The sequence below is a fragment of the Micromonospora echinofusca genome (genome assembly GCF_900091445.1).
GTDB classification, from domain to species: domain Bacteria; phylum Actinomycetota; class Actinomycetes; order Mycobacteriales; family Micromonosporaceae; genus Micromonospora; species Micromonospora echinofusca.
This window is the reverse complement of record NZ_LT607733.1, coordinates 393,233-418,306: the sequence shown is the minus strand read 5'-3', so window position 1 is coordinate 418,306 and position 25,074 is coordinate 393,233. Positions and strand designations below refer to the sequence as shown.

Below are 25,074 nucleotides of genomic sequence, written 5' to 3'. Positions count from 1 at the left end.
GCCGACGGCGTGGGGCGGCCGGCGCTCCGACTGGGGCGAACCGACCGACTGGGGCACGCGGTCCGAGTGGGACGTCTCCGCGCCGACGACCGGCGCACCGACGACGGCCGGATGGCCGCCGAGCGGACCGACGACGGAGGAGCCGGCCACCGCCGGACCGACGACGGAGGAGCCGGCCACCGCCGGACCGACGACGGAGGAGCCGACGGCCACCGGGCAGACGACGGACGGGCCGACGGCAGGCGGACTCCGGGCCGGGGGCGAGGCCGACGAGTGGCCGACGGAGGCCGTCACCGACGTCCGGCCCGAGGCGGTGGAGGACCGCGCCGCCGACGAGGGCGCGCCGCAGCGGCACACCGACCGGTCGCTGGCCGACGAGGAACGCCCGCGCGGCTGACCACAGCGGTGCGGACGCTGTCGGCGGCGGCCTATGCTGGCCGTGGAGAACTCGCCCTCCGCCGGCCGGCCCGCGCCGACCTGGCCGCCGCGCCGGCCGGACCGCGCCGCCGTGGCGGTCCCGCCGCGATTCCCGTCTCTACCCCGTCAGGAGTCCGTCCGACATGACGCAGTCCCCCGCCGTGCGCACCTCCGGCCGCTCCGGTCCGGTCCGCATCGGCGAGCGAGCCGCCCGTACCCTCGTCTCCGAGCTCGCCCGGATCAACGACCCGAAGGCCGCGCTGCTGGTCGGCGCGACGCCCGAGTCCGCGGTGCTGGCCGCGGCGATCGACGCGCTGCTGCCCGGCGACACCCTCACCCTGGTGCCCGCCGGGTCGGCGTCCGCGGCGGCCCTGCGCGAGCACGTCACCGCCCAGGGCCGCTGGGTGGCCGACCGGGTCCGAGTGGTCGACACCCTCGCCGAGGCCGAGCCCGCCGCGGTGGTCGTCGCCGCGGAGCCGCTCACCGGCACGGCCGACGAGACCCGCGCCACCGTCGAGGGCCTGACGAAGTACCTCACCGACGGCGCGGTGCTGAGCGTGGCCACGACCGCCACGCCGGGGCGCACCGCGGGCGCGGCCGCCGAGTTGGACCGGCAGGGTGCGCTGTACGGCGTCGGCGTCGACCTGGTGCTGCGCAACACGCCGCCGCTGCGGGTGTACCGGCTCCGCTACACCCCGGCCGACGCCGCGTCGGCGGTCGGGCTGGCCCCGGCGTACCGCCCGTCCAGCGTCCCGCTGACCCGCGGCATGCACATCGACTCCAACGGGGTGGCCGCAGCCGGCATCGCGCTGGGCCTGGCCGCGGTGGCCCGGGCCACCCGGCCGAAGTCGAAGCTCTGGCTGCTCCCGGCCCTGGCCGCCGCCCCGGTGGCCGCCTTCTTCCGGGACCCGGAGCGCGACGTACCGGAGGACGCGTCGGCGGTGGTCGCCTCGGCCGACGGTCGGGTGCTGTCGGTGCAGCGGCTGCACGACGAGCGCTTCGGCGAGGGTGAGTGGCTGCGGATCGCGGTCTTCCTGTCGGTGCTGGACGTGCACGTCAACCGTGCCCCGGTGGCCGGCAAGGTGGTCGACTACTTCGTCGCCGACGGTGGCTTCGCCAACGCCATGAAGCCGGCGGCGGAGCACAACGTGGCCGCGTATACGGTGCTGGACACCGCGCACGGCACGGTGGTCGTGGCGCAGCGCACCGGCCTCATCGCCCGGCGGATCGTGCAGCGGGCGCCGATCGGCGCGCTGCTGGCCCGGGGCGAGCGCTTCGGCCTGATCCGGTTCGGCTCGCGCACCGACGTCTACCTGCCGGCCGACGCCGCGGAGCCGCTGGTCGGCCCCGGGGACAAGGTCGTCGGGGGTTCGAGCGTCATCGCCCGCTGGCGCTGACGGACCGGACGGACGACACGAAGAAGGGGCGCCGCGGATCGCGGCGCCCCTTCTCGCGTACGTGCCTCAGGCGGTGCGACGCTGACGCAGCCAGAGCACCGGGCCGCTGACCAGGTAACCGACCACGATCAGGGCGAAGGTGAGCCGGATGTCGATCAGCGCGCCGATCACCGGGGCCAGCCACAGCCACGGCGGCAGCTTCACCAGCCGGGCGAGCTTCGCGTAGGGGAAGCTGGAGACCATGGCGAAGGCCAGCAGCGCCACGCCGGCGACCAGGACGATGCCCGGCACGGGCAGCCCGATGGCGACGGTCAGGGCGAGCACGGCGGCCGCCATGGTGGTGGGCACGCCGCAGAAGAACCTGCCGTCCTTCGGCGAGACGTTGAACCGGGCGAGCCGGATCGCCGCGCACGCCGCCACGAGGGCGCAGGCCACCGCGGCGGCCGGTGTCGAGACCGAGCCGGCCAGCGAGGCGTAGACGACCACCGGGGCGGCGAGGCCGAACGAGCACATGTCGGCCAGCGAGTCCATCTGCGCGCCGAACGGGCTGGCCACGCCGAACTTGCGGGCGAGCGCGCCGTCGAGGCCGTCGAAGATGACGCAGGCGATCAGGAAGAGCGCGGCGACGCGCACCTCGCCCTGCATCGCCAGGAAGATGGCCAGCATGCCGAGCATCAGGCTGCTGAGGGTGCAGGCGTTGACCACCGCGAACTTCATCCGGCGGGCGACCGTCCGCTCGCCCGGAAGCAGCGGGATCGACATCGCGGCATCGTCGTCGACCGGTGTCGTGGGGCCGAGGGCGGGGCTGACCGGGACGATCGAGGCGACCTCGGCGCGCTCGACGCGGGTCAACCCGTTGCGGCGGCGCGGCCGGTCGGCGTAGCGGTGCTCGGGCATCGACAGGTCGCTGCCTCCGTGCAGGTCACCGTCGCGGCGCCCCACCCGGACCAGCAGCACCTGCCGGGCGAGCGTGCTGCTGCGGCGCAACGGGCCCGCCCAACGACGCCCTGCGGGACGCGGACTGTCAGTGGTACGACGCCGGCGCCATGGGGCTCTCGGCACGTTTCCTCCATCACCGGATCGGCTTACCGCCGCGAGGGCGGGTGTCCGGCTGTCTCGTGCCGGACCTTTCTGGCCCGGCAGCCGTTTTGCGGAGTACACCATCGCATAGGGGAACGGGGGTTGGCGATAGCTGCCGGCGGTACTTATATCTGGTCTAACCGCTCGAACCGCGCTCTTATTCCCATCTCGGGCTCCATCGCCCGTTTCCTCCACCAACCCCACATCGAATGTACCGGACCCCGTCTCCACCGGCTCGGTGAGCGGGCGTCAGGGACGCCGATGTCCGGTTACGGACGGCCGGCGGCGGGGCCCCCGGCCAGCGCCAGTACGGCGATCTCGGTCAGCGGCAGCCCGAGGAGCTGCCCGGGCGTGAACCAGGCCGCCCGGGCGGTGGAGCCGCCGGCGAGTTCGGTCACCCGTGGCTCGGTGGGCACGTCGACCGCCACCCGGTAGACCACCCGGACGCCGTGCCAGTCGAGCGGGCGTCCCTCCGGGCCCAGCGCGGCCGGATTGTGCAGGTTGTCGACGCCGACCAGCTCGACCACCCGACCGAGCTGACCGGACTCCTCGACCAGCTCGCGCAGCAGGGCGGACACGGGCTGCTCGCCGTGGTCGGTCCCGCCGCCGGGCAGGTGCCACCGGCCCGCGCCCGGATAGCCGTCGGCGATCATGGTGAGCAGCACCCGGCCGGCGGGGTCCGTGACCAGGCCGTACGCCCCGAAGCGCTGCCGCCGGTCGGGCGGGAGCGCGGCGGCGGGCTCGGTCGCCGACGAACGGGGCAGATCGGACGGCAGGGGCGTCACGGGCAGGTCGAGCAGCTCGGCGGTGAACGGCATCAGCGGCACCGCCGCCGCCTCGTCGGTCGTGAACCAGCCCAGCTCGTCGCTGCCGCCGGCCTGCGCCGGTCGCTGCTCGCCGCCGCGCGCGACGACGTCGAATACCAGGCGGTCGGTGTGCACCTCGACGCCGGCGTCCCGGAAGGTCGTCACGTCGGCGAGCGCGGCCCGCAGCCCCGTCACCTCCACCGTGAGGCCGGTCTCCTCGGCGAACCCACGGACCACCGCGTGCGCCGGATGCTCGGCGTGCTCGACCCCGCGCCCGGGAAGCTGCCAGACGCCCGGGAACGGGCACGAGCCCGAGCCGCGGGCCAACAACACCCGCCCGTCCGAACGCCGACACACCCCGTACGCGCCGACCCGCCGCCGCTGCTCCACCCGCTCGCACTCCCCCGCCTGCCCAGCCGCTCCCGGGTTGCCCCGTCGATCATGAGGCTAGTCGCAGCGCAGCTCGCGCGCCGCCCGGTCAACCTCATGATCGGCGAACGGGAGGCAGGGGGTGGGAGAGTCAGGCCAGGCGGGCGGCCTGGACGGCCTCCGCCGTCACCTCGGTCAGCCGGTCGGTCGGCAGGGCCCCCAGCTCGTCGCGGGCGAACCAGCGGGCCTCACAGGTGGAACCGCCGACGTCGGCGACGGTGGGCGGAGCGGGCTTGTCGACGACGACCCGGTAGAAGGCGCGTACGCCGTGCCAGTCGATCGGGTAGCCCTCAGGGCCGAGGGAGGCGGCATCGCGGTGGCTGGCCACGCCGAGCAGCTCGACGAGGCGGCCGTTCTGCCCGGTCTCCTCGACCAGCTCCCGGATCAGGGCGGCGCCGGGCTGCTCGCCGTAGTCGGTGCCGCCGCCGGGCAGGTGCCAGCAGCCCGCGCCCGGGTAGCCGTCGGAGACGCGGGTGAGCAGCACCCGCCCGTCCGGGTCGGTCACCACGGCGTACGCGGCGAAGCGCTGGGCGCGGTGCAGCCCGTCGGGGCCGGGCACGGCGTAGAACGAGGGGAACTCCGGCGCCTCGTCCGGCACGATGTCGGCCGACGAGGCGGGCAGGCCCAGCGCCCGGGCGGTGAACGAGCGCAGCGGCAGCTCGCGCGCCTCCGCCGGGGTGAACCAGCGGGCCAGGTCGGTGGGCCGGTCGACCCGGTCGGCGAGCGTCCCGCCCCGCACCGAGACCTGGTAGATCAGGCGGTCGGTGTGGATGGTGATGCCCCGCTCCGGCAGCGCCCGCATGTCGGCGAGCACGTCGTGCAGGCCGGCGACGGTGACGGAGAGGCCGGTCTCGGCGGCGGTCTCCCGGACGACGGTGTGGTGGGGGTCCTCACCGTGGTCGACCGCCCCGCCGGGCAGCGACCACGTGCCGGGGGTGCCGGAGCGCTCCGATGCGCGGACCAGCAACACCCGGCCGACTGAATCAGCACAAACTGCGTATGCCGCGATCCTGCGGAGCGGCTCCAGCATGGTGGTCACGGGGCCAAATTCTCCTCGGCCCAGGTTGTCTCCATCGATAAGAGTCAGATTCCTGACTGAATGCTCGCGCCTCAGGGCCGGCTCAGGGTAGGGATCCGGGCGGTCACCGAGGCCGACCCGACGACCGGCGCGGACCGTGGAGACATGACCTACACCACCCCGCCCCAGCCCCCGTACAAGCAGCTGCGCCGGCCCGTCACGGACCGGATGGTCGCCGGCGTGGCCAGCGGCCTCGGCCGGTACTTCGCCGTCGACCCCACCCTGGTCCGGGTGGTGTTCGCCGTCGTCGGCCTGCTCACCGGCGGGCTCGCGCTGCTCGCGTACCCGATCATGTGGTTCCTGATGCCCGAGGAGCCGGCCGGCGCGCCGGCCTGGCCGCACCCGGCGCAGGCCGCGTCGACCACCGTGCCGCCGGCCGACGGCGCGCAGCCGGCACCGCCGGCCTACCCGCCGGCGGCGTGAGGCGGGATCACTCCCACTCGATCGTGCCCGGCGGCTTGCTCGTCACGTCCAGCACGACGCGGTTGACCTCGGCGACCTCGTTGGTGATCCGGGTGGAGATCCGGGCGACCACCTCGTAGGGCAGCCGGGACCAGTCGGCGGTCATGGCGTCCTCGCTGGAGACCGGCCGCAGCACCACGGGGTGCCCGTAGCTGCGGCCGTCGCCCTGCACCCCGACGCTGCGCACGTCGGCCAGGAGCACGACCGGGAACTGCCAGACGCCCCGGTCCAGGCCGGCGGCGGTCAGCTCCTCCCGGGCGATCAGGTCGGCCCTGCGCAGCAGGTCGAGCCGCTCCCGGTCGACCGCGCCGATGATGCGGATCGCCAGGCCCGGGCCCGGGAACGGGTGCCGCCAGACCATCGCCTCGGGCAGGCCGAGCTGGAGGCCGAGCGCGCGGACCTCGTCCTTGAACAGCGTGCGCAGCGGCTCGACCAGGGCGAACTTCAGGTCCTCCGGCAGGCCGCCGACGTTGTGGTGGCTCTTGATGTTGGCGGTGCCGGTGCCGCCGCCGGACTCGACGACGTCCGGGTAGAGGGTGCCCTGCACGAGGAACTCGACGTCGCCGTGGGCGGCGACCTCCCGCGCGGCGGCCTCGAAGACCCGGATGAACTCGCGGCCGATGATCTTCCGCTTCTGCTCCGGGTCGGTGACCCCGGCCAGGGCCCCCAGGAACCGGTCGGCCGCGTCGACCACCTTGAGCTTGATGCCGGTGGCGGCAACGTAGTCCTTCTCCACCTGCTCGGCCTCACCGGCGCGCAGCAGGCCGTGGTCGACGAAGACGCAGGTGAGCTGGTCGCCGACGGCCCGGTGCACCAGCGCGGCGGCGACGGCCGAGTCGACCCCGCCGCTCAGGCCGCAGATGACCTCCTTGTCGCCGACCTGCTCGCGGATGCGCGCGACCTGCTCGTCGATGATGTTCTCGGGCGTCCAGGTCGGCTCGATCCCGGCGATGTCGTGCAGGAAGCGGCGCAGCATCTCCTGGCCGTGCGCGGTGTGCCCGACCTCCGGGTGGAACTGCACGCCGGCGCGGCGGCCGGCCACGTCCTCGAACGCGGCGACCGGCGCGCCCGCCGACTCGGCGGTCACCGTGAAGCCCGCCGGGGCCTCGGTCACGCAGTCGCCGTGGCTCATCCAGACCGGCAGGTCGCCGGGCAGCTCGCGCAGCAGCACCCCGGCCTCGGGACGGGCGCGCAGCGGGGTGCCGCCGTACTCGCGGTTGCCGGTGCGGGCCACCGTGCCACCGAGGGCCTGGGCCATCGCCTGGAAGCCGTAGCAGATGCCGAAGACCGGCACCCCGGCGTCGAACATGCCGGCGTCGATCTGCGGGGCGCCCGGCGCGTAGACGCTCGACGGGCCGCCGGACAGGATGATCGCGGCCGGGTCCTTCGCGAGCATCTCGGCGACCGGCATCGAGTGCGGCACGATCTCGGAATAGACGTTGGCCTCACGCACCCGACGCGCGATGAGCTGGGCGTACTGGGCTCCGAAGTCCACCACGAGGACGGGGCGAGGCGTGCTCATGGCAGCAGATCCTACCGACGGCACCCGCGCCACCCCCGCCGGTCCGTCACCGCGCCGCCGCGGTGATCCCCCCGCGAGGGCGGGCGACGTCGTCCTCGACCGCCGGGGCGTACCCCTCGGCGGCGCTGACCTTGCGCGCGATGACGCTGAGCAGCACGCCGTAGATCACCTTGGAGGTGATGTCGGCCACGGTGTAGGTGATCTGCCTCGCCACCACCCCGTCGGCGGAGTCCCACATCGCCGGCATCAGATAGGCACCCGGGTAGAGCAGCCAGGAGACGAGCACCAGCCACCAGACGGCGCGCGCGGGGCCCCGGGCGGACTCCGGCAGCCGGGCCAGGCTGCCGAAGATGACCCGGGCGACCAGGACGAGCAGGAACAGGAAGAACGCCGTGCTGACCAGGCCCCAGATCCAGTACGGGGCCGAGCGGTCCACCTCGTAGAACTGCCCGGCGTAGCCGGTGTAGATCATCCCGAGGCCGCCGACCACGAACATCGCCCAGTTGAGGTGGAACGCCCGACCGGTGATCCCCAGCACGATGAGCAACTGGATCAGCAGGACGGGGACGTCGATGGACCAGTTCATGTACCGGTAGCCGTTGGAGAAGAGCACGTCCGTCTGGACGTAGGCCGTCCCGTTCCAGGTGAACGCCTGGCGCCAGCGTTCCGAGAGCACCCACAGCTCGAAGAAGGCCGACACCATCACCACGGCGGAGAGCACCGAGGCGAGCTGGTAACGCGGTGCGGCGGAGCCGCGGGTCGCGAGGAAGTAGACGAGCCCGGCAGCCATCACCGCGAAGCCCAGGGTGAGCACGTGGGACACCAGCGTGTACTGGATCACGTTGTAACCGAACAGGTTCTCGACGTTCACGGCGACCTCACGGCTTTCTTCGCGGCACGAACCGCCGCCATTGCCCACTTAGTGGCTTTTGACGCGTATAGGTTATCTGTGCCAGCCGGCACCGGACTCCCGAACGAGATCTCCACCGGCGTGCCGGCAGCGGCGCCCCGCTCACCTCCGGGCCGCCACAAGCGCCGCCCGACGGGCGCGGCGCCGCCCAGAACCGGCCGAGGAGCGGACATGACCGAGTGGTGGCTGTGGACGTACGTGGCCGCCATGGCGGGCGGGGTCCTGCTGTTCAACCGGTGGCGCGCGGACCCACGGGGAGTTCCGCGCAGCGAATACCGGGTGGCGATCGCGATCCCGCTCTGGTCCGGCTTCTGGTATCTCGTCATGGCGCTCGGCGGCGGACGGGCGGAGGTGGCCGGCCACACGGTCTACTGGGCGCGCTACGTCGACTGGGTGGTCACCGCCCCGCTGTTGCTGGTGGCCCTGATGCTGACCGGCACGCATTCCCTGCCCGGACGCCGCTGGCGGTTGATGACCGCCCTCGTCGGGGCGAACGTGGTGGTGATCCTCAGCGGCCTGGCAGCCGATCTCACCGCGAACGCCACATCCCGCTACGGCCTGTACGCGATCGGGATGCTGTCCCTGCTCGCGGTCTTCGCTCTGGTCTGGGGACCGCTGCGCGCCCACGCCCACCGCCAGCCGGAACGGATCGCGGCCGTCTACACGGAGGCTGCCCTTCTGCTCAGCGTGCTCTGGGTCGGTTACCCGCTGTTCTGGCTCCTCGGCCCGTCCGGGGTGGGCCTGCTCGGTTCCACCACCACGAGCATGCTCTTCGTCGGGCTGTCCATCCTGTCGAAGGTGGGCTGGAGCATCGTCGATCTCAGCCGGCTACGCACCCTGTCCGACCGTGGTCACCTCACCGTCGTCTGACCCGGCCAGGGGCGTCGCCCCTCCGGTGCCGGTGGCCCAGGAAGGGGCCCGTCCCCGACGCCGACCGTCGTCCGCGTACGGAACCGGGGCGCCGGCGCAGCCGGACCGGCTGCTGCGAGGTGCCGGGACCGCCTCGCAGTTCGCGCTCGGCGGGCTGCTGGCGCTGGCGCCGCTGATCGGCGCCGCCGGGCTGGGCGGCTCGCCGGCCTTCCTGGTCGCCGGGCTGCTCCTCGGGCTCCCGCACGGCGCGGTCGACCACCTCGTGCCCGCCTGGCTGTCGGCACGCGTCCGGCCGATGCCGGCGCGCGTGGCGCTGCTGGTGGTCTACACCGCCGTGGCCGGTGCCGGGCTGGTGGCCTTCCAGGCCGCGCCGGACGTGGCGCTGGTCGGGTTCCTCGTCGTGTCGGTCGTCCACTTCGGCACCGCCGACGTGGCGTTCCACGCCGAGCGGGACCGGCGGCCCACCCGCGTGACGGTGGCCGCCACGCTCGCATACGGCGGACCGCCGGTGGTCGTTCCGTTGGCGCTCTGGCGGGACCAGGTCGACCCGGTGCTGGCCGCTGTCTCCCCTCGGGTCCCGGGCCTGATCGCCGTCGAGGTGCGGGCACTGGCGTTGGCCACCGTGCTGTACGCGGTCGTGCTCACCGTGAGCCGGGACCTGCGTGCCGGACGCACCCGCGACGCGGCCGAACCCGTCCTCCTCGTCGCACTGTTCGGCACCGTGCCGCCGGCCCTGGCCATCGGTGCGTACTTCGCGCTCTGGCACTCCTGCCGCCACGTCGCCCGGTTGCTGCGGCACGACCCGCGCAACACGGCAGACCTGGCGACCGGACGGGTCGGACCGCCGCTGCGTCGCTTCGCCCGACAGGCCGCGGTTCCCACGGTGCTCGCCGTCGTCGCCCTGATCGCCCTGGTCACCTGGCCCGGCCACCGGGCGGACCCGCTGCCCGCGACGTTCGCCGTGCTGGCCGCGCTGACCCTCCCGCACGCGGCGCTGGTCGCCTGGACGGACCGACGCGGGTCCGGGCCCCCGGGCCGGGCGGGTGGCGGGCTGCTCCCCCACCGGGGCACCCGGCGCCGCAGTTGACCGGGCGCCGGGCCCTGGTCACGTCCGCAGGGCGCCCGGGGCGTCCGGGGGGACGGCGGGGTGGCGCGGCGGCACCGGGGGAAGGCGACGGTACGGCGAGCCCACGGGCGGTCTCGGGTCCTGCTCGCCCTTGTTGGGCCAGAACGACATCGCCCGCTCCGCCTGGGCGGTGATGGTCAGCGACGGGTTCACCCCGAGGTTCGCCGACACCGCCGCCCCGTCGACCACGTGCAGCCCCGGGTGGCCGAAGACCCGGTGCCACGGGTCGATGACGCCGTCGGCCGGGGTGGCGCCGATCACGGCCCCGCCGAGGATGTGCGCGGTCAGCGGGATGTCGAACGGCTCGGTCAGCGCGCCGCCGGGCGTACCGCCGATCTCCTCGGCCAGTAGGCGCGCCGCCTCGTTGCCGGCCGGGATCCAGGTCGGGTTGGGCGCGCCGTGCCCCGGCCCGGAGACCAGGCGCCGGCCGAGCAGGCCCCGCCGCAGCCGGGTGGTCAGCGAGTTGTCCGCCGACTGCATGACCAGGGCGATCACCGTACGCTCCGACCAGCCGCGCACCGAGGCCAGCCGGGCCGCCGTGCCGGGCTGACGCAGCAGGGTCCCCAGCCAGCGGCGTACCCGGTGCGGCCCGCCGTCGACCAGCAGCGACTGGAGCAGCCCCATCGCGTTGGAGCCCCGCCCGTAGCGGACCGGCTCGATGTGGGTCTGCGGGTCGGGGTGGAACGAGCTGGTGATCGCCACCCCCTCGGTGAAGTCCAGCCCCTGCTCGCGGGCCCGCCGGCGGGGTACCGAGGCGCCGAGGATCGCCTCCGAGTTGGTCCGGGTCAGCTCGCCGAGGCGGGGCGAGAGCGCGGGCAGCGCACCCTCCGCCCGCATCGAGTGCAGCAGCCGCTGGGTGCCGAGCGCGCCTGCGGCGAAGACCACCTGGTCGGCGTGGATCACCTGCCGCCGCGTACGCAGCCAGGCCCCGGTACGCACGGTGTGCACCGCGTACCCGCCGCCCTCGGCCGGGCGCACGGCGGTGACCGTGGTCAGCGGGTGCACCCGCGCGCCCAGCCGCTCGGCCAGCCACAGGTAGTTCTTGACCAGCGTGTTCTTCGCCCCCTGCCGGCAGCCGGTCATGCACCCCCCGCAGTGCGTGCAGCCGGTGCGCTCCGGCCCCGCGCCGCCGAAGTACGGGTCGGCGGCCCGCCGGCCGGGACTGCCGATGAACACGCCGACCGGGGTGGCGTGGTAGGTGTGCCCCACCCCCATCCGGTCGGCCACCGCCCGCATCGCCCGGTCCGCGCGGGTGACCAGCGGGTACGTGGTGGCGCCGAGCATCCGCTTCGCCTGGTCGTAGTGGCGGGCCAGCTCGTCGCGCCAGTCGGTGACGTCCCGCCACTGCGGGTCGTCGTAGAAGGCGTCCAGCGGCTCGTAGAGCGTGTTGGCGTAGACCAGCGAGCCGCCGCCGACCCCGGCGCCGGAGAGCACCAGCACGCCGCCGCCGGCCTTCCGGTCGGCCGGGCGCAGCAGGGTGAGCCGCTGGAGGCCGTAGCAGCCGAGGCGGGGCGCCCACAGGAACCGCCGCAGCCGCCAGGAGGTCTGCGGGAACTCGTCGTCGGCGAAGCGCCGGCCCGCCTCCAGCACCCCGACGGAATAGCCCTTCTCCGCCAGCCGCAGCGCGGTGACGCTGCCGCCGAAGCCGGACCCGATGACGAGCACGTCGTACCGCATGACCGCATCATTACCGCTCAGTAGCCATCGCGCCAGCGCCCGTTTTCGCGGGATCATGCACGCGGTCCGCGATCCGGAGGCGCCCGCCCGCAACTCGGTGCCCCCGTCCGGACGTTGTCAACACGGGGGTGTCGCATGACGGAGCGGACAGGGGCACCACGCCCGCGCTGGATGCTGGGGCTGGCCGTCCTCGCGGCCGTGGTCCTGGTGGCCGTGGGCACGCTGGTGGTGACCCGGCTCGTCCGCGACGACGGGCCGCAGCGCGGCGGCGGGCCGACGGCTGCCACCGGGACACCGCAGGCGAGCCCCACGCCCAGCCCGAGCCCGACCGTGCCGCCGGGCGCCGGCATCACCGGCCCGCTCAACCTCCTGCTCGTCGGGGTGGACACCCGGGTCAGCGTGCCGGGCTGGGAGCCGCACGGCGACGCCGTACTGGTGCTGCACGTGCCGAAGGGTCTCGACCGCGCGTACCTCTTCTCCCTCCCCCGCGACCTGCTGGTCGACATCCCGGCCTTCCCGAAGGCCGGCTACCGCGGCGGGAAGACCAAGCTCACCCACGCGATGAGCTACGGCAGCCGGGTGCCCGGCAAGCCCAAGCAGCCGAGCACCGCCCAGGGGTACGAGCTGCTGCGGAGCACGGTCAGCGGCTACACCGGGCTGCGCTTCGACGCCGGTGCGGTGCTCACCTTCAACGGCTTCGACCGGCTCGTGGACAGCCTCGGCGGGGTGGACCTCTACGTCGACCAGCGGGTGGTCTCGCTGCACCGCCGCCCCGACGGCCGGCACCGGGAGCCCGCGCCGGGCGGCGGCGGCTACGTCGGTCCGCAGATGGTGTACGAGAAGGGCGAGCGGCACCTCACCGGCTGGCAGGCGCTGGACTACGCGCGGCAGCGCTACGTCACCGGCGGCGGCTACGCCCGGCAGCGCCACCAGCAGCAACTGATCAAGGCAATGGCCACGAAGATCCTCGACGAGAACCTGGCCCGGCAGCCGGAACGCGTCCAGCAGGTGGTCGACGCGCTCGGCGACACCCTGGTCTACGCGGGCGGGCCGCGCGTCGTCGACGTGGCGTACGCCCTCGGCGGGCTCACGCCGGAGAGGTTCGTGCTGGTCGACCTGCCCGGCGCGGGCGTGGGCCGGGGCAGCGCCTACCGGGGCGAGGAACTCACGTCGACGGGGCGGAAGTTCCTCACCGAGCTGCGCGCCGGCCGGGCGGACGCCTACCTGGCCGCCAACCCGAAGCTGCGCATCACGCGCTGACCACCGTCACCGGCGCTCGGGGCGCACGGGCACCGTCACCGGCGCTCGGGGCGCGCGGGGCGCTGGGTGCCGTACAGCCACGCCTCGAAGAGGTCGTCGAGCTGCTCACCCGAGACCCGCTCGGCCAACGCGACGAACTCGGCCGTGGTCGCGTTCGCGTCGCGCTTCTGCGCCGCCCAGGTCTTCAGGATCTCGAAGAACGCCTTGTCGCCGACGGCCACCCGCAGCGCGTGCACGGTCATCCCGCCGCGCTGGTAGACCGACTCGCTGAACAGGTTCTCCGCCCCCGGCTCGCCCGGCGGCGTACGCCACACCTGGCCGGACGAGCCGGCGTAGCGGACGTCGAACGCCTGCTGGGCGGTACGCCCGCCGTCGTGCTCGGCCCACAGCCACTCCGCGTACGTGGCCAGGCCCTCGTTGAGCCAGATGTCCTGCCACTTCGCCAGCGACACGCTGTTGCCGAACCACTGGTGCGCCAGCTCGTGGGCCACCACGCCGGTGTTCTCGCCCCGGGAGAAGAAGCTCGCGCCGTAGACCGGGCGGCTCTGCGTCTCCAGCGCGTACCGGATCCGGTCGTCGGCGACCACGACGCCGCCGTACGCCCCGACCGGGTACGGCCCGAACACGCTCTCCAGGTAGTCGGCCACCTCGACCGTGCCGGCGATCGACCGGTCCGCCGCGCCCTTCGGCAGGTCCGTGGTGACCGCGTGGAACACCGGCCGTCCCTTGTGCTCGCCCTCGGTGATCCGGAACCTGCCGATGACCACGGTGCTCAGGTAGCTCGCCATCGGGCTGCGCTCGGCCCACTTCCAGGTGGTCCAGCCGCCGGTCGTGCTCTTCCCCGCCGGCACGCCGTTGCTGACCGCCGTCAACCCCTCCGGCACGGTGATCTCGATGTCGTACGTGGCCTTGTCCGAGGGGTGGTCGTTGACCGGGAACCACGTGCTCGCCGACTCGGGCTGCCCGAGGGCGATGGCCCCGTCCTCGGTGTGCAGGAAGCCACCGACGCCGAGTGCCTCGTTGCGCAGCGGCTCCGGCTCGCCCTCGTACACGATCTCGGCGACGAAGCCGTTGCCGGCGATCAGGCCGCGGGCCGGCGTGACGACCAGCTCGTCGCCCTTGCGGCCGTGCTTCGCCGGGGCCCCGTCCACCGTCACGGACCGCACGGTCAGCCCGGCCAGGTCCAGGTTGAACGCGGACAGGTCACTGGTCGCCGCCGCCTGCACGGTGGTGGTTCCGCTCAGGCGGTCCTCCGCCGGGTCGTAGCGCACCTTGACGGTGTAGCGGCTGACGTCGTACCCGCCGTTGCCGTAGGTCGGGAAGTACTCGTCGCCGGAGCCGGCCGCCCCTGGGCTGAACTGACGCGACGCGCCCGGCGAGGCGGCGGCCGGGGTCGGTGCCGGGGTCGGCTCGTCGGCCGACCCGCACGCGGTCAGCCCGAGCGTCCCGGCCAGCAGCAGGCCGGTGCCCGCACACAGCGTCCGCCGCGACAGCGTCATCGCCTCGCCCCTCCCTGCGCCGCCGGCTGCCCCACCGGCCACGCCCTAGCGGACCCGCGCCCGGCGGGTGCCGCTCGCCCGGGCCGGCGGCGCGGAGGCGGCCGGCGCGAACCGGGCGGTGCGGCGCCGGGGTCCGGCGGCAGCCTACCGAGCGTCGCCGGGGGCCCGGACCCTGCCCGCCCGGCTCAGGGCAACGCGGGGGCGGTGCCGCCGACGAGCCAGGCGTCGAAGACCGGACGCAGGGGCCTCCCGGCGACCCGCTCGGCCAGCGCGACCAGGTCGTCGGTGGTGGCGTTGCCGTCGCGTCGCTCGGCGGTCCAGGTCCGCAGGATGCGGAAGAACGTGTCGTCGCCGACCGTACGGCGCAGGGCGTGCACGGCCAGCGCGCCGCGCTTGTAGACGGCCGCACCGAACAACCGGGACCGTCCGGGGTCGACGGACGGCCGGGACCAGTCGGTGCCGGCGTACTCCAGCTCGAAGGTGCGCTGCGCGGTGCGACCGCCGTCGTGCTCCTCCCACAGCCACTCCGCGTAGCTGGCGAAGCCCTCGTTGAGCCAGATGTCGCTCCACCGGCTCAGCGCCACGCTGTTGCCGAACCACTGGTGGGCCAGCTCGTGCGCGACCACGCCCAGGTTGGGCCGGCCGCCGCGGAAGAAGCCCGGCCCGTAGACCGGCCGCGACTGGGTCTCCAGCGCGTAGCCGACCCGGCCGTCGGTGACCACCACGCCGCCGTAGGAGTCGAACGGGTACGGCCCGAACCGGGTGGCCAGGAAGTCGGCGATCTCGCCGGTGCGGGCCAGCGAGGCGGCCTCCGGCCCGGTCGCCGGCAGGCTCGCCGGCACCGCCGTGACCATCGGCCTGCCGGCGTGCGTGCCGCTCTGCACCCGGTAGTCGCCGATCACCAGGGTCGTCAGGTAGCTGGCCATCGGCGCCCGCTCGGCCCAGCGCCAGGTCGTCCAGCCGTCGGCGCTCGTCCGTTGCCCCGGCACCCCGTTGCTCAGCGCGGCCAGCCCCTCCGGGACGGTCACCTCGATGTCGTACGTGGCCTTGTCGGACGGGTGGTCGTTGACCGGGAACCAGGTGGCCGCCGACCAGGGCTGGCCGAGCGCGATCGCCCCGTCGGCGGAGTGCAGGAAGCCGCCGCTGCCGAGCTGCCCGTCGGTCTTCGCCGCCGGCACGCCGGAGTAGTCCACCTCGACGGTGAACCGGGCGCCCCGGGAGAGCCCGTCGCGCGGGGTGACCACCAGCTCGTCGCCGTCGCGGGCGGACCCGGCCGGCCGGCCGTCGACGGCCACCCGCGACACGTCCAGCCCGGCGAGGTCCAGGTTGAACCGGGACAGCGCCGCGGTCGCGGTGGCCGTGAGCGTGGCCCGCCCGGAGAGCCGGTCGGTCGCCGGGTCGTAGCGCACGGCGAGGCGGTAGCCCGCGACGTCGTAGCCGCCGTTGCCGGCCCCCGGCACGTACGGGTCGGCGAGGTCGGCCGCTCCCGGCCGGAAGTCGCCCCGCTCGTCGCCGCCGTCGGTGCAGGCCGCGAACACCAGCGCCGCGACGACGGCGACGGCGAGCGCGGGACGGATCCGACGGCGGGTACGACGCACCGGCCGAGCCTATCGGCGCGGCCGGTGCGGGTGGTGCTGCTTGCGCAGGTCAGCGGTCGAGGACCAGGCCGACCTTCTGGAACTCCTTGAGGTCGCGGTAGCCGCACTTGGCCATCGCGCGGCGCAGGCCGCCGAAGAGGTTGAGCTGGCCGTCCGGCTCGTCGGCCGGGCCGAAGAGCAGCTGCTCCATCGAGCCGAGCGGGTCGCCGGCGGTCTCGAACGCGCCCCGGGGCAGCGACGGGTGGCTGGCGGCGGAGTGCCACCAGGCGCCACCGGCCGGCGCCTCGGCACAGAGCGACAGCGGCTCGCCGAGCATCACCGCGTCGGCGCCGCAGCCGAGGGCCTTGGCGATGTCGCCCGAGGTCTGGATGTCGCCGTCGGCGATCAGGTGCACGTACCGGCCACCGGTCTCGTCGAGGTAGTCCCGGCGGGCGGCCGCCGCGTCGGCGATGGCGGTCGCCATCGGCACCCGGATGCCCAGCACCGACTCGGTGGTGGACCACTCGTCGCCGCCGATGCCGACGATCACGCCGGCCGCGCCCGTACGCATCAGGTGCAGGGCGGTCTTGTAGTCGGTGCAGCCGCCCACGACGACCGGGAGGTCCAGGTCGGCGATGAACTCCTTCAGGTTGAGCGGCTCGTCGGTGGTCGAGACGTGCTCGGCGGAGACGATGGTGCCCTGGATGACCAGGATGTCCACGCCGGCGTCGAGGATCACCGGGGCCAGCGCCAGGGTGTGCTGCGGGGAGACCCGCACCGCCACCGTGCCGCCGCCGGCGCGCAGCTCGCGCACCCGCTCGGCGATCAGGTCGGGGCGGATCGGCTCCGCGTACACCTCCTGGAGCCGCTTGGTGGTGCGGGCGTCCTCGTCGAGCCCGGACAGCTCCTCCAGGACCTTGGTCGGGTTCTCGTAGCGGGTCCACAGGCCCTCGACGTTGAGCACGCCGAGACCGCCGAGCTGGCCGAGCCGGACGGCGGAGGCCGGGCTCATCGTCGCGTCCGAGGGGTGCCCGACGCAGGGGATGCCGAACTGGTACGCGTCGAGCTGCCAGGCGGTGGAGACGTCGTCGACGTCCCGGGTCCGGCGGCTCGGCACGATGGCGATGTCGTCCAGGTGGTAACCGCGCTGCGCGGTCTTGCCCAGCCCGATCTCGACCACGTCACGCATGGGGGACTCCAGTTGTCGCAGGGGGATGGTCAGCGGGAGTGGTAGTTGGGCGCCTCGACCGTCATCTGGATGTCGTGCGGGTGGCTCTCCTTGAGCCCGGCCGCCGTGATCCGGATGAGCTGACCGCGGCGGTGCAGCTCGGGGATGCTCTCCGCGCCGACGTAGCCCATCGCCGCGCGCAGCCCGCCGGTGAGCTGGTGGGCGACCGCGGACAGCGGGCCCCGGTAGGGCACCTGGCCCTCCACGCCCTCGGGGACCAGCTTGTCCTCGGCCAGCACGTCCTGCTGGAAGTAGCGGTCCTTGGAGTAGGACTTGCCCTGGCCCCGGGACTGCATCGCGCCGAGCGAGCCCATGCCCCGGTAGGCCTTGTACTGCTTGCCGTTGATGAAGATCAGCTCGCCGGGGCTCTCCTCGCAGCCGGCCAGCAGGCTGCCCAGCATCACCGTGTCGGCACCCGCGACGAGCGCCTTGGCGATGTCGCCCGAGTACTGGATGCCGCCGTCGCCGATCACCGGGACGCCGGCCGGCCGCGCGGCCCGCGCGGCCTCCATGATCGCGGTGATCTGCGGTACGCCCACCCCGGCGACGATCCGCGTGGTGCAGATCGCGCCCGGGCCGACGCCGACCTTCACGCCGTCGGCGCCCGCCTCGACCAGCGCCTTCGCGCCGGCGTAGGTGGCGACGTTGCCGCCGACGATGTCGATCGTCACGTCCTTCTTGAGCTGGCGCACCATGTCCAGCACGGCCCGCTGGTGGCCGTGGGCGGTGTCCACGATCAGCACGTCGACGCCCGCGTCGACCAGCGCCCGGGCCCGCTTGTACGCGTCGTCGCCCACCCCCACGGCGGCGGCGACCCGCAGCCGGCCGGCGTCGTCCTTGGTGGCGTTCGGGTACTGCTCGCTCTTGGTGAAGTCCTTGACCGTGATCAGCCCGCGCAGCCGGCCCGAGTCGTCGACGATCGGCAGCTTCTCGACCTTGTGGCGGCGCAGCAGGTCGAGGGCGTCGTCCTTGCTCACCCCGACCGGGGCGGTGACCAGCGGGGTGTGGGTCATGATCTGGTGGACCGGGGTGGCCGGGTCGGAGACGAACCGCATGTCGCGGTTGGTGACGATGCCGACCAGCTGACCCTCGCCGTCCACGACGGGCACGCCGGAGATGCGGTAACGCCCGCAGAGGGAGTCGACGTCGCGCAGCGTGTCGTCGGGGCTGGCGGTCACCGGGTTGGTGATCATGCCGGACTCGGAGCGCTTCACCAGGTCGACCTGGAGCGCCTGGTCCTCCAGGGAGAGGTTGCGGTGCAGCACGCCGATGCCGCCCTGGCGGGCCATGGCGATCGCCATCCGGGCCTCGGTCACCGTGTCCATCGCGCTGGAGAGCAGCGGGATCGACAGGTCGATGTTGCGGGTCAGCTTCGTCACGGTGTTGACCCGGCTGGGCACCACGTCCGACTCGCCCGGCTGGAGCAGCACGTCGTCGAAGGTCAACCCGAGCGGAACCACCCGGGCGGAGCCGGCGGGCAGCTCCGGCAGGTGGCCGCCCAGCTCGCCGTTGTCGGCGCCGGCCGGAAGATCGGTGCTGGGCGAAAATTCCACGATTGCTCCCCTGAGCTGCTCGGACGGGCTTCAGCGAGGTGGCGCGGGCGGGCACCGGCACACGCCGGGTGACGGCGCGTCGTCCCATCGTACCCACCGGCCCGGGCCGTCCCCGGCCGGTGGCGGCCCAGGTCACCGGTAGCCGGGGGCGGACGCGGCCCCGGCGTTGGGTCTACGGTGAGGGGGTGCACGACGAGCCCATCGACCCCTTCAACGGCGACCCGGCCGATCCGGCAGCCGGCCTGCACGATCCGGGCGACGACGCCCCACTCGACCCGCTGACCGACGTCGAGCGACAGGACGTGCTGGAGGATCTCGCCGACCTGGAGATCTACCAGGCGCTGTTGGCGCCGATCGGGGTGCGCGGGCTGGTCATCGAGTGCGAGGACTGCCGGGAGCCGCACTACTTCGACTGGGACCTGCTGCGGGGCAACCTGCGCCACCTGCTCAGCTCGGGGCGTCCCCGGGTGCACGAGCCGGCCTACGACCCCGACCCGGACCACTACGTCACCTGGGACTACGCGCGCGGCTACGCCGACGGGGTGCACGACACGCTGACCGAGGGCACCGACGAGGAGCCCGACGCCGAACGCTGAGGCGGGCCGGGGCCGCGTCGGGTGGGCTCAGCCCGCCGCCCGGCTCAGCCCGCCGCCCGGCTCCGCGCGCCGGGGCCTTCCGGCGGTACGGCTCGGGCCACTCGCCCCGTTTCGCGCGCCGGGGGCCTTGCGGCGGGCCGTACGGCTCAGGCCACCAGGCCGGCGCGGAAGCCGGCCGCCACGGCGTGGGCGCGGTCGCGGGCGCCGAGCTTGCGGAACAGCCGCCGGGCGTGGGTCTTCACGGTGTCCTCCGAGACGAACAGCTCGCGGCCGATCTCGGCGTTGCTCTTGCCCTCCGCCATGCCCAGCAGCACCTGGAGCTCGCGTTCGGTCAGCCCGACCTGGGACCGGCCGCCGCGCTGACCGGGCCCGCCCCGCCGTCCCGCGGGCGCGGCCTCGGCCGGCTCGTCGGCGGCCTCGGCGGGGTCGTCGCCGCGCTGCGCCGGCACCACGGTCGGCGCGCCGCCGGAGCCGTCGGGGGACGTCGCCGACCAGGTGGGGCCGGGCTCGGCCGGCGCGCGCTTGGCCGTCGCGGTCCGGGCGGGACCGCCGACCGCGGCGGTGTCCCGGGCCGGGTCGGTGACCGCGCGCCGGGCCGGCCGTCCGGGTGCGGAGAGCAGCAGCAGGGCCTTGGCGACCGCGCTGGTCAGGTCGTGGTCGACGCCCTGGATCAGGCCCCGGGCGCCCGCGCTGATCGTGGCCGCGGCCGCCTCGGACTCCTCCGTGCCGAGCAGCAGCACGGAGGCCTGCGGCGCGCGGGCGAGCACCCGCCGGACGAAGCCCGCGCTGTCCGGCCGGGTGAGGGCGGTGTCCGCGAGCACCACGTCGGCCGGGCGCTCGGCCAGCCGCAACATCACCTCGGGATCGGAGACGGCCGTCCGCACCACGGCGGACAAACCGAGCCGTGCCGCCGCGGACGCGAGATGCTGCGCCGCGAGCGGGGTCCGAACGCACACGAGAACCGTACGCACAGTGGTCTCCTCTCCGCCCAAGAGCAGACCATGACCGGGTCGGGTCGCGAGGGGGTTCCGGCAATCCTCCGAACTTTTCCGACAAGTGGGGCATATGCCACCAGTTGCCGGAAGTTTTCGATCACAGGTGTGTGAGCCGGCGACCGCCCGGGTACTCCAGGCTCCAGGCCGGAAACGGCGCGCCTGCGCGGACCGTCGCCCGGACGCCGATTCACCAGGATCTGCGCGGTGCCGCGCGGGAGGAGGGGTGCTGATGTCGAACGTACGCAGACTGCCCGGACCCATCGTCGACCTCTGGGACTGGCAGCGGCTCGGTGCCTGCCGGGGCCGGGACAGCGCGCAGTTCTTCCACCCGGACGGGGAGCGCGGCTCGTCCCGCCTGCGCCGGGAGTCCGGCGCCAAGGCCGTCTGCCGCGCCTGCCCCGTACGGGCCGAGTGCGCCGCCCACGCCCTCGCCGTCCGCGAGCCGTACGGCGTGTGGGGCGGGTTCAGCGAGTCGGAGCGGCTGCGCCTGCTCGCCGTGGGCTGGGAGGACCTGGCCGACCGCCGGCAGAGCAGGGTGGACGTGGCCCGGCTGGAGGCCCGCCTGGGCCAGCCGCACCGGTCGACCGTCCCCGCCCAACGCAAGATCGCCTGAGCCGCCGGCCTCCGAAGACCACACCGACGCCGCGTCCCCACCCGGGGGCGCGGCGTCGCGGCGTTCCCGGCCGGGCCGGCACCGCCCCGTCAGGCCTCCGGGGCGCTCAGCGCACCGTGACGGTGACGGTGTGCCAGCCGGTGGCGCCGTCCGGGGCGACCGCCTGCCGCCGCCCGGTCTGCGTCTCGCCGGTGACGTCGGTCGCCCGGACGGTGAGGGTGTGCTCCCCCGGTGTCGCGTCCCACCGCCACGACCACTGGACCCAGGTGTCCACCGAGACCACGGGTGCCAGCTCCGCCTAGCGCCACGGCCCGTCGTCGACGCGTACCTCGACGCGGCTGATGCCACGGTGCTGCGCCCAGGCCACCCCGGCCACGGTGACGGCACCGGCGGTGAGCCGGTTGCGCGGGCGGGGCGTGTCGATGCGCGACTGGGTCTTCACGGGCCCCTGCGCCGACCAGCCGCGCGGCACCCAGTACGCGTCGAAGTCCGCGAAGCTGGTCAGCTCCAGCTCGGTGATCCACTTGCAGGCCGACACGTACCCGTACAGGCCGGGCACCACCATCCGCGCCGGGAAGCCGTGCTCCACCGGCAGCGGCTCGCCGTTCATCCCCACCGCCAGCAGCGCGTCGCGCCCGTCCCGGAGCACGGCGGTCGGCGTGCCGCAGGTCCAGCCGTCCACCGAGCGGCCGACGACCTGGTCGGCGCCCTCCTGCGGCTCCGCCTCGTCGAGCAGTTCCCGGATCGGCACGCCCAGCCAGCGCGCGTTGCCCACGAGGTCCCCACCCACCTCGTTGGAGACGCAGGCGAGGGTGACGTACCGCTCGACCATCGGGCGGGCGAGCAGGTCGGCGAAGCTCAGCTCGATCTCGTTGCGTACCCGGCCGTGGATGCGCAGCCGCCACGTCTCCGGGTCCACCTGCGGCACCACCAGCGCGGTGTCGATCCGGTAGAAGCCGAGGTTCGGCGTGACGTAGGGCGCGAGCTGGGTCAGTGACAGGTCCGCCCCCGCCGGCAGCGCCGGGGCGGGCGCCACCGGGGCCGGCAGCACGACGGCCTCCCGGGCCGCCGACACGCCCCGCCGGCCGGCGAGCCAGCGACCGCCCAGACCGGCCACCCCGGCCGCGCCGACCAGCGCCCCGGCCCCGGTCAGGAACCGCCGCCGCGACGCCGGGTCGCCGGGCTCCGACGGCGGCGGGGACGCCCCGGCGGAGGTCGGCGGCGGTGCCCCGACGGACGGGCTCGTGGGCGGCGCGGTGGACGGCGGCGGGTCCTCGGCGGCCGGCGGCGTCGGCGGGGACCAGGGCCACGGGTCGAGTTCGAGCGGGCCGGCGACGAAGGCCCAGAGCACCGCCGCGCCGAGCCCCGCGCCGAGCAGCGAGGGCAGCGCGTCGGCGGGGCCGACGCCCGCCCGGGTCACGGCGGCGGCCACGCCGAGGGCCGCGAAGGCGGCGACGCCGGCGAGGCCGATCGCCAGCCGGCGCCGGGACAGCACGCCGAGCAGCGCGGCGAAGGCGGCGAGCAGCAGGCCCGTCCCGACCAGCAGGGCGATCTTGTCGTACGTGCCGAAGAGGGCGATGCCGAGCTGCTTGAGCGGCTCGGGCACCGTGTCGACCACGAGCCCTCCGACGGCGACCAGTGGCGCCGAACGGGGGCCGGTCAGCACCGCCACCAGTTCGGCGGAGCCGATCGCCACCGCGGCGGCGGTGACCCCGGCCAGGGCGGCGTAGCCGCGCGTCGTGCTGCTCATCGGGCCAGTGTTTCCGATGCACCGGCCGGCCGGTAGTCGCGTCGACGCCCGCAAAGGCGTCGGGGCGCACCGTCACGTGGACGGTGCGCCCCGACGAGGCGTACGGCGAGGGTCAGAAGCCCGGGCCGTGCTGGTGGCCGTGACCGTGGCCGTGGCCGTGCCCACCGGCGGCGGCCGGCTCGGCCTTCTCCGGCTTCTCCACCACGAGGCTCTCCGTGGTGAGCAGCAGGCCGGCGATCGACGCGGCGTTGGTGACCGCGTTGCGGGTCACCTTCACCGGGTCGAGGATGCCGGCCTTCGCCAGGTCGACGTACTCGCCGGTGGCGGCGTCGAGGCCGTGGCCCCACTCCTTGCCGGCGACCTTGTTCACGACGACGTAGCCGTCGTGGCCGGCGTTCTGGGCGATCCAGCGCAGCGGCTCGACCAGCGCCTTGCGCACGATCGAGACGCCGACCTTCTCGTCACCGGTGAAGCCGAGGTCGTCGTCGAGCGCCGGCAGGATCTGCACCAGGGCGGCGCCGCCGCCCGGGACGGTGCCCTCCTCGACCGCGGCCTTGGTGGCGGCGATCGCGTCCTCGATGCGGTGCTTGCGCTCCTTCATCTCGACCTCGGTCGCGGCGCCGACCTTGATGACCGCGATGCCGCCGGAGAGCTTGGCCAGCCGCTCGGCGAGCTTCTCGCGGTCCCAGTCGGAGTCCGAGGCCTCGATCTCCTTGCGGATCTGCGCGACCCGGTCGGCGACCTCGCTGGACTTGCCGCCACCGTCGACGACCGTCGTGTTCTCCTTGTCGACCACGACGCGCCGGGCGGTGCCGAGCACCTCCAGGCCCACCTGGTCGAGCTTGTAGCCCAGCTCGGGCGCGACCAGCTCGGCGCCGGTGAGGATCGCCATGTCCTGGAGCATCGCCTTGCGCCGGTCACCGAAGCCGGGGGCCTTGACCGCGCAGACCTTGAGGGTCTTGCGGATCGAGTTGACCACCAGCGTCGACAGCGCCTGGCCGTCGACGTCCTCGGCGACGATCAGCAGCGGCTTGCTGTTCTGGAGGACCTTCTCCAGCAGCGGCAGCAGCTCCTCGATCGCCGAGATCTTCTGGGTCGTGATCAGGATGTACGGGTCCTCCAGGACCGACTCCTGCGACTCCATGTCGGTGACGAAGTTCGGCGAGATGAAGCCCTTGTCGAACTGGAGACCCTCGGTCACGTCCAGCTCGGTGTGCAGGGCGGAGCCCTCCTCGACGGTGATGACACCGTCGCGGCCGACCTTCTCCATCGCCTCGGCGATCAGCTCGCCGATCGTGGCGTCCTGCGCGGAGATCGTCGCGACGTGCGCGATCGACTCCTTGTCGGCGACGTCGACCGCGCGGCCGAGCAGCGCCTCGGAGACCTTGGCGGCCGCCGCGTCGATGCCCCGCTTGAGGCCGGCCGGGTTGGCGCCGGCCGTGACGTTGCGCAGGCCCTCGCGGACCATCGCCTGGGCCAGCACGGTGGCGGTGGTGGTCCCGTCGCCGGCGACGTCGTTGGTCTTGGTCGCCACCTCCTTGACCAGCTGCGCACCGAGGTTCTCGTAGGGGTTGGTGAGCTCGATCTCCTTGGCGATGGTCACGCCGTCGTTGGTGATCGTGGGCACACCGAACTTCTTGTCCAGGACGACGTTGCGCCCGCGCGGGCCGAGGGTGACCTTGACCGCGTCCGCGAGGGCGTTGACACCGTGCTCGAGCAGGTGCCGGGCGTCGTCCGAGAAGCTCAGGATCTTCGCCATGAATGTCCCTTCGAAGCGACGTCGCCCCGGCCCGGCGAGCCGGACCGGGGCGACGACACTGATCGGTTGCTTACTTCTCGATGACCGCGAGGACGTCGCGGGCGGAGAGCACCAGGTACTCCTCGCCGGCGTACTTGACCTCGGTGCCGCCGTACTTCGAGTAGAGGACGGTGTCGCCGACCTTCACGTCGACCGGCACGCGGTTGCCCTTGTCGTCGATCCGGCCCGGGCCGACAGCGAGGACGGTGCCCTCCTGCGGCTTCTCCTTGGCGGTGTCGGGGATCACGATGCCGGAGGCGGTGGTGGTCTCGGCCTCGTTCGCCTGGACCACGATGCGGTCCTCGAGCGGCTTGATCGCAACCTTGGTCGCGGTAGTCACGGGCATACCCTCCTGGGGTACTGGTTTCGTTACCGGTCGGCGAGCCGACCGGCGTCAATCTGCCACATGCCACCGGGCGGGGCCGTCGTCG

20 protein-coding genes and 2 pseudogenes are annotated in these 25,074 nt (G+C 74.1%); 7 read left to right on the top strand and 15 right to left on the bottom strand.

Translation table 11 applies throughout. The features are described 5' to 3' along the window. Positions 1-560: 560 nt before the first annotated feature. Complete coding sequence (locus GA0070610_RS02035) at positions 561-1,814, top strand: phosphatidylserine decarboxylase (RefSeq protein WP_088998443.1); 1,254 nt, start codon at positions 561-563, stop codon at positions 1,812-1,814. Positions 1,815-1,880: 66 nt separating this feature from the next. On the opposite strand, the gene GA0070610_RS02030 is transcribed toward GA0070610_RS02035, so the two are convergent. The 3 genes from GA0070610_RS02030 to GA0070610_RS02020 all read right to left on the bottom strand — a co-directional run bounded on the left by GA0070610_RS02030 (position 1,881) and on the right by GA0070610_RS02020 (position 5,168). Continuing rightward, on the bottom strand, positions 1,881-2,801 hold the full coding sequence (locus GA0070610_RS02030) for a CDP-alcohol phosphatidyltransferase family protein (protein WP_088998442.1): 921 nt from the start codon (positions 2,799-2,801) through the stop codon (positions 1,881-1,883). A gap of 362 nt (positions 2,802-3,163) precedes the next feature. Continuing rightward, a complete protein-coding gene (locus tag GA0070610_RS02025) occupies positions 3,164-4,090 on the bottom strand; it encodes an NUDIX hydrolase (RefSeq protein ID WP_088998441.1) in 927 nt (308 codons plus the stop codon). A gap of 130 nt (positions 4,091-4,220) precedes the next feature. Then, positions 4,221-5,168, bottom strand: a complete 948-nt coding sequence (locus GA0070610_RS02020) for an NUDIX hydrolase (protein ID WP_088998440.1) — start codon at positions 5,166-5,168, stop codon at positions 4,221-4,223. Positions 5,169-5,312: 144 nt separating this feature from the next. Here GA0070610_RS02020 and GA0070610_RS02015 point away from each other — a divergent pair, with 144 nt between their 5' ends. Next, positions 5,313-5,630, top strand: a complete 318-nt coding sequence (locus GA0070610_RS02015; protein WP_089003205.1) for a PspC domain-containing protein — start codon at positions 5,313-5,315, stop codon at positions 5,628-5,630. Between the two features lie 7 nt (positions 5,631-5,637). Here GA0070610_RS02015 and guaA read toward each other — a convergent pair whose 3' ends face one another. Both guaA and GA0070610_RS02005 read right to left on the bottom strand, forming a co-directional pair. Next, the gene (gene guaA / locus GA0070610_RS02010; protein ID WP_088998439.1) at positions 5,638-7,191 is read right to left on the bottom strand and encodes a glutamine-hydrolyzing GMP synthase; all 1,554 of its coding nucleotides are present in this window, start codon (positions 7,189-7,191) and stop codon (positions 5,638-5,640) included. 46 nt (positions 7,192-7,237) lie between these two features. Next, positions 7,238-8,062, bottom strand: coding sequence for a bacteriorhodopsin (locus GA0070610_RS02005; RefSeq protein WP_088998438.1), 825 nt, complete (start codon positions 8,060-8,062; stop codon positions 7,238-7,240). A 210-nt stretch (positions 8,063-8,272) separates the two neighbouring features. Between GA0070610_RS02005 and GA0070610_RS02000 the strand changes: the two genes are divergently transcribed. After that, positions 8,273-8,971, top strand: a complete 699-nt coding sequence (locus GA0070610_RS02000) for a bacteriorhodopsin (RefSeq protein ID WP_088998437.1) — start codon at positions 8,273-8,275, stop codon at positions 8,969-8,971. Then, the gene (locus GA0070610_RS01995) at positions 8,949-10,058 is read left to right on the top strand and encodes a Brp/Blh family beta-carotene 15,15'-dioxygenase (RefSeq protein ID WP_157747019.1); all 1,110 of its coding nucleotides are present in this window, start codon (positions 8,949-8,951) and stop codon (positions 10,056-10,058) included. Before GA0070610_RS02000 ends, GA0070610_RS01995 begins: the two co-directional genes overlap by 23 nt. 18 nt (positions 10,059-10,076) lie before the next feature. Here GA0070610_RS01995 and GA0070610_RS01990 read toward each other — a convergent pair whose 3' ends face one another. Beyond that, the gene (locus GA0070610_RS01990; protein WP_088998435.1) at positions 10,077-11,774 is read right to left on the bottom strand and encodes an FAD-dependent oxidoreductase; all 1,698 of its coding nucleotides are present in this window, start codon (positions 11,772-11,774) and stop codon (positions 10,077-10,079) included. Positions 11,775-11,909: 135 nt separating this feature from the next. Here GA0070610_RS01990 and GA0070610_RS01985 point away from each other — a divergent pair, with 135 nt between their 5' ends. Next, on the top strand, positions 11,910-13,034 hold the full coding sequence (locus GA0070610_RS01985) for an LCP family protein (protein ID WP_088998434.1): 1,125 nt from the start codon (positions 11,910-11,912) through the stop codon (positions 13,032-13,034). Between the two features lie 35 nt (positions 13,035-13,069). On the opposite strand, the gene GA0070610_RS01980 is transcribed toward GA0070610_RS01985, so the two are convergent. From GA0070610_RS01980 to guaB, 4 genes are all read right to left on the bottom strand, one after another. Continuing rightward, positions 13,070-14,533: a M1 family metallopeptidase gene (locus GA0070610_RS01980; RefSeq protein WP_088998433.1), complete on the bottom strand. Its 1,464-nt coding sequence runs from the start codon at positions 14,531-14,533 to the stop codon at positions 13,070-13,072. 185 nt (positions 14,534-14,718) lie between these two features. Beyond that, on the bottom strand, positions 14,719-16,131 hold the full coding sequence (locus GA0070610_RS01975; RefSeq protein ID WP_088998432.1) for a M1 family metallopeptidase: 1,413 nt from the start codon (positions 16,129-16,131) through the stop codon (positions 14,719-14,721). 49 nt (positions 16,132-16,180) lie between these two features. Then, the gene (locus GA0070610_RS01970; RefSeq protein ID WP_088998431.1) at positions 16,181-17,299 is read right to left on the bottom strand and encodes a GuaB3 family IMP dehydrogenase-related protein; all 1,119 of its coding nucleotides are present in this window, start codon (positions 17,297-17,299) and stop codon (positions 16,181-16,183) included. Positions 17,300-17,328: 29 nt separating this feature from the next. Beyond that, complete coding sequence (guaB, locus tag GA0070610_RS01965; RefSeq protein WP_088998430.1) at positions 17,329-18,891, bottom strand: IMP dehydrogenase; 1,563 nt, start codon at positions 18,889-18,891, stop codon at positions 17,329-17,331. 185 nt (positions 18,892-19,076) lie between these two features. Between guaB and GA0070610_RS01960 the strand changes: the two genes are divergently transcribed. Next, positions 19,077-19,487, top strand: a complete 411-nt coding sequence (locus tag GA0070610_RS01960; protein ID WP_089003204.1) for a DUF5319 domain-containing protein — start codon at positions 19,077-19,079, stop codon at positions 19,485-19,487. A gap of 146 nt (positions 19,488-19,633) precedes the next feature. Here GA0070610_RS01960 and GA0070610_RS01955 read toward each other — a convergent pair whose 3' ends face one another. Further along, the gene (locus GA0070610_RS01955; RefSeq protein WP_088998429.1) at positions 19,634-20,458 is read right to left on the bottom strand and encodes a helix-turn-helix transcriptional regulator; all 825 of its coding nucleotides are present in this window, start codon (positions 20,456-20,458) and stop codon (positions 19,634-19,636) included. A 253-nt stretch (positions 20,459-20,711) separates the two neighbouring features. Between GA0070610_RS01955 and GA0070610_RS01950 the strand changes: the two genes are divergently transcribed. Next, a complete protein-coding gene (locus GA0070610_RS01950) occupies positions 20,712-21,095 on the top strand; it encodes a WhiB family transcriptional regulator (RefSeq protein WP_089003203.1) in 384 nt (127 codons plus the stop codon). A gap of 106 nt (positions 21,096-21,201) precedes the next feature. On the opposite strand, the pseudogene GA0070610_RS31865 reads toward GA0070610_RS01950, so the two are convergent. The 4 genes and pseudogenes from GA0070610_RS31865 to groES all read right to left on the bottom strand — a co-directional run. Next, positions 21,202-22,269: pseudogene (locus GA0070610_RS31865) on the bottom strand (molybdopterin-dependent oxidoreductase); the annotation flags it as partial. 105 nt (positions 22,270-22,374) lie between these two features. Beyond that, positions 22,375-22,845: pseudogene (locus GA0070610_RS31860) on the bottom strand (molybdopterin-binding oxidoreductase); the annotation flags it as partial. A 112-nt stretch (positions 22,846-22,957) separates the two neighbouring features. Further along, positions 22,958-24,604, bottom strand: coding sequence for a chaperonin GroEL (gene groL / locus GA0070610_RS01940; protein WP_088998428.1), 1,647 nt, complete (start codon positions 24,602-24,604; stop codon positions 22,958-22,960). Positions 24,605-24,674: 70 nt separating this feature from the next. Continuing rightward, a complete protein-coding gene (gene groES, locus GA0070610_RS01935; protein ID WP_088998427.1) occupies positions 24,675-24,989 on the bottom strand; it encodes a co-chaperone GroES in 315 nt (104 codons plus the stop codon). Positions 24,990-25,074 lie beyond the last annotated feature (85 nt).

Coding starts and splice junctions, on each gene's coding strand:
- GA0070610_RS02035 (WP_088998443.1), top strand. CDS start 561: ATGACGCAGTCCCCCGCCGTGCGCACCTCCGGCCGCTCCGGTCCGGTC.
- GA0070610_RS02015 (WP_089003205.1), top strand. CDS start 5,313: ATGACCTACACCACCCCGCCCCAGCCCCCGTACAAGCAGCTGCGCCGG.
- guaA (WP_088998439.1), bottom strand. CDS start 7,191: ATGAGCACGCCTCGCCCCGTCCTCGTGGTGGACTTCGGAGCCCAGTAC.
- GA0070610_RS02000 (WP_088998437.1), top strand. CDS start 8,273: ATGACCGAGTGGTGGCTGTGGACGTACGTGGCCGCCATGGCGGGCGGG.
- GA0070610_RS01990 (WP_088998435.1), bottom strand. CDS start 11,774: ATGCGGTACGACGTGCTCGTCATCGGGTCCGGCTTCGGCGGCAGCGTC.
- GA0070610_RS01985 (WP_088998434.1), top strand. CDS start 11,910: ATGACGGAGCGGACAGGGGCACCACGCCCGCGCTGGATGCTGGGGCTG.
- GA0070610_RS01980 (WP_088998433.1), bottom strand. CDS start 14,533: ATGACGCTGTCGCGGCGGACGCTGTGTGCGGGCACCGGCCTGCTGCTG.
- GA0070610_RS01970 (WP_088998431.1), bottom strand. CDS start 17,299: ATGCGTGACGTGGTCGAGATCGGGCTGGGCAAGACCGCGCAGCGCGGT.
- GA0070610_RS01950 (WP_089003203.1), top strand. CDS start 20,712: ATGTCGAACGTACGCAGACTGCCCGGACCCATCGTCGACCTCTGGGAC.
- groL (WP_088998428.1), bottom strand. CDS start 24,604: ATGGCGAAGATCCTGAGCTTCTCGGACGACGCCCGGCACCTGCTCGAG.
- groES (WP_088998427.1), bottom strand. CDS start 24,989: ATGCCCGTGACTACCGCGACCAAGGTTGCGATCAAGCCGCTCGAGGAC.